The 804-nt window shown below is 60.0% G+C and carries 1 protein-coding gene; it reads right to left on the reverse strand.

The genetic code is table 11. The features are described 5' to 3' along the window. A protein-coding gene (locus tag CG471_RS29875) for an IS5 family transposase (RefSeq protein WP_099234671.1) occupies window positions 1–728 on the reverse strand; the annotation gives its coding sequence in 2 pieces (ribosomal slippage) (window positions 1–392 and window positions 392–728; 729 coding nt annotated over the 2 pieces). This gene is flagged as partial in the annotation. Window positions 729–804: the final 76 nt, after the last annotated feature.

Genomic DNA, 804 nt, shown 5'->3' on the forward strand with positions numbered 1-804 from the left:
CTTGATGGCTGCGAGGAAGTTGGCAGGGTCTTTGTCATAGCGGGTGGCGATGCCACGGAACTGCTTGATGCGGTTGAAGAATCGTTCGACGAGGTTTCGCTGTTTGTAGAGCCACGGCGAGAAGGCGAAGGGCTGCTTGCGGTTGGATCGATTGGGAATATTGGCCCACACGTTCCTGGCAGCAGCGGCCTGACGGATGGCGTTGCTGTCATATCCTTTGTCCCCCAGCAGGGTTGCGCCCTCGGGAATGGCCTCAATCAGCGCTTCGGCTTCACAGGCATCATGGACCTGCCCGCCGGTCAGTCTCAGGCCGACAGGGCGTCCGTCAGCATCGACAAGAGCATGGAGTTTGCTGGTAAGACCGCCCCGGGAACGTCCCATGCCACGATCGCAGCTTCCCCCTTTTTGCCCGTCGCACCATTCTGGTGGACGCGCATGCAGGTGGAATCGATCATCACCAGTTCGCCATTATATCCGGCGGAAACCGCTGCCAGAAGCCGGTCCCAGACCCCCGCTTTGCGCCAGCGGACGAACCGATTGTAACAGGTTGTCGAAGGCCCGTAGCGTTCGGGCACTTCGGCCCACGTCGCTCCTGAGCGAAAGCGCCACATAATCCCGTTGAGAACCCGGCGATCATCCACCCGCGCCACGCCCCGTGGTTTGTTGGGCAGCAACGGCTCGATAATCGCCCATTCCCGATCTGTCAGTTCGTACCGCCGCCGTGCCATCAAGCCCTCCAACTCTGGAGGCCTCTGAATCACGCCAATCGCCAATCCTCAAGGCTTTTTATGAGTTTACGGCCTA

The sequence above is a fragment of the Sphingobium sp. IP1 genome (assembly GCF_002708645.1).
GTDB classification, from domain to species: domain Bacteria; phylum Pseudomonadota; class Alphaproteobacteria; order Sphingomonadales; family Sphingomonadaceae; genus Sphingobium; species Sphingobium yanoikuyae.